At 38.4% G+C, this 2581-nt stretch carries 3 protein-coding genes and 1 tRNA gene; all 4 read right to left on the bottom strand.

All coding sequences use genetic code 11. The features are described from left to right. Positions 1-62: 62 nt before the first annotated feature. Positions 63-149: transfer RNA gene (locus AB4589_RS17740), tRNA-Leu, on the bottom strand. A gap of 258 nt (positions 150-407) precedes the next feature. Then, complete coding sequence (locus AB4589_RS17735; RefSeq protein WP_372101320.1) at positions 408-1337, bottom strand: hypothetical protein; 930 nt, start codon at positions 1335-1337, stop codon at positions 408-410. Continuing rightward, entirely contained in the window at positions 1321-2271 is a 951-nt protein-coding gene (locus tag AB4589_RS17730) for a hypothetical protein (protein ID WP_372101318.1), read from the bottom strand. Before AB4589_RS17730 ends, AB4589_RS17735 begins: the two co-directional genes overlap by 17 nt. A 112-nt stretch (positions 2272-2383) precedes the next feature. Further along, a partial coding sequence (locus AB4589_RS17725; RefSeq protein ID WP_372101316.1) for a hypothetical protein occupies positions 2384-2581 on the bottom strand: 198 nt, incomplete at its 5' end.

Raw genomic sequence — 2581 nt, 5'->3', positions numbered from 1 at the left:
CAATAGTGTTTTAAGAGAATAACTCTTTTGAGTATTACCAAACAAGATAACAATCAAATAGATGGTGCCCCGGGCCGGACTTGAACCGGCACAGCGCGAACGCCGAGGGATTTTAAATCCCTTGTGTCTACCAATTCCACCACCAGGGCACGCATCCTAGACTCCTATTAGACGCACCATAGTCTAGCGATGGTAGAGCACATTTTGTCACCTATATTGACGAACACGTTAGTTCGCCAGACAAGACTACGCCCGGAATTATCCGCACACCATTGGCGCACAAAAATAACTCAACTAATAGCCGCGTTCACTTTCCTCTAAAGCATACATTATACTTAGAACAAAGATTAATGACTGACTCAACAATCTAAAATCTACCCACAAAGCACCCGATGAATAGAAATAGTCTATTTATTATTTCGCCTTAAAAAATCATCTAGTTTTCTGTATTTATTAGTCCTTGCTAATCTAGGGCGATTTGACGTTATTGAGTCCAAGCATACTCTTAATTTGGGCGATGGATAGCTGTTAATATCTACAATTACATCTATCAAACCCAAAACATCCTCAGGAAAATCGGTAGATAAACCATTTTTATCTAGCTGACGAAGCAAATAATCCGAATGCTTTATCGGAGACAGAAAACCCTGAACTAGTTTCAATGAATTTGGGAATTCATTTCCTGTATTTATAATTAATCTAACAAGGGATTCCACGAATCTCATAGAAGTTTTGCTTGATGATTTAGGCCAAGAGATTTCCCATAACGGACGTATGCGCTTTTTCCAGTACTCTTCTTTTTTATCACCAGCCCCTTCTAAAGCCTGATTAAGAGCAACCATAACTTCTTCAAGCGATTTGATAGATAACTGTTCTAAAATATTTCGAACTTCTAAGGCAGTAAAAACAGCATTGGTCTCTAAAGCAACATAAGTAATAAATTGGAGATATTGACGTCGAGCCTCATCAAACGTATCAAGATATAACGCTGTATCTAAAAGATAACCTTTAAGCTCTTCTAATAAAGGATAATATATCCTAGGTGACCAGAAAAAACCTTCCCACATCATTGCCGCAATTCTTTTATCATTTGCCCAATCAAATAAAGGTAAGATACTTGTCTCACTCCATTGCCTATCAACTCGATATAGTGCGATAACCTGCGATGCAAGAATAAGCTTGCCATATTCGAATTTTCTTGATTGATCAGTACAAATTAAATCAAAAATACGATGAAAATCGCCTTGAAGACGTTCATTATCCTTGGGTTTTTTAGTAAACCAATAGTTGACTAGAGCTTCAGTTGCTATCCCGACCGGATTATTTATTGCTGACATTATTGTAATATGCTCTTCTTCCCCCCCCTTCATCGTCAAAAACCGTAAGTATCTTATCAATAATAGGGATAAATAAACTTTGGTTTTCCGTAACTTGCTTAGATGCATCTTCTACCCAATAAGCCACAGAATGAATTACTTCTTTGAAATTGGAATCGCTTATTTCAATTAAAACTGGAGCCAAAGTTGACCATAAAATAGAAGTGTTCTTATTTTCCCTCCATGAGATTAAAGCAGTTCTCCATCGCTCAGAAGGAAATAATTTTTTTAAACGCAAGTCATTTAAAGCCCCAAAGCTTAGCTCAAAATCCTGTTTGCAAACATCTTTCCAATTATCTTCATAATCAAAATAGTTTGAGGGAATGGGTTCAGCCAACCAGTCGGACAGTTCCCTTCTATTGGTTGGTGCAATAGCAACTTCTCTTGAGCTATCAAAATCAGGGTCACCTGTGCCACTCATCCAATGAGAAAATTCATCTTTCTCATTCTCCCTCAGTTTCCATTCTGGGTACTTAGCACAAAGCTCATCATACTTTATTTTAGCATCATTACCATGCGGAACCCTTCCCTGTCCGAGTTTTGCAAGATGAAGCCATATAGAACGCTCATTTATACTCTGAAAATCTTGTTCATCAAGGTCGGGCCTAAACATTTCACGAGGTAAACCTGCCAAAATTGTTTTTTCTAATTCCAACAACTCATTTTTCTTCAATTTTCGCCCCTGTAGCACAAGTAAACGCATCGTTTCTCGCTGCGTATTTGTACTCCATAGCCACCATCCTTTATCACGACAAAGCCACTCAGACCATATTTCAGGTTCGATAACATTTTCATGACTCGCAGCGAATAAAGCTAAACGTTTAAATGTTGGAAATGGCTTCTCAAACCAATTTATTGCTTTTGAACGAGCTTCTTCTGGCTTAGTCGACAGCATCTGTAACCAAGAATCACGCAGAAGCTCTATAATAGTTACCCAGTCATGAAATCCTCTATTCTGAAAATGCTCGGAAATAGACGGAAGATCCCAATAGGATCTATCTGAACATTCATCTGCCCCCCCCCATCTCTTGGGATAGTTGTAAAGCATCTAACAACAACATCTGAAAATCATCGAACAGACATTCAATGCTAACCCCTATAGCAGATTTTAAATCAGATAAAAGCTGTTTAACATTTCCCCCTTCTAAGACTATTTCCCAATCGTATAGTTTCGCATCCTCACTAACCCCCTCTGGCAGGATAGT

Origin of the sequence: Vibrio sp. 10N.222.49.A3 (assembly GCF_041475145.1) — a bacterium.
Classification (GTDB): domain Bacteria; phylum Pseudomonadota; class Gammaproteobacteria; order Enterobacterales; family Vibrionaceae; genus Vibrio; species Vibrio tasmaniensis_A.
Note: the sequence above shows the minus strand (reverse complement) of the source record. Positions and strands in the feature narration are given on the sequence as shown.

Bases quoted from the DNA above. Each gene is read 5' to 3' on its own strand.
- AB4589_RS17735 (WP_372101320.1), bottom strand. From the start codon at position 1,337: ATGTCAGCAATAAATAATCCGGTCGGGATAGCAACTGAAGCTCTAGTC.
- AB4589_RS17730 (WP_372101318.1), bottom strand. From the start codon at position 2,271: ATGCTGTCGACTAAGCCAGAAGAAGCTCGTTCAAAAGCAATAAATTGG.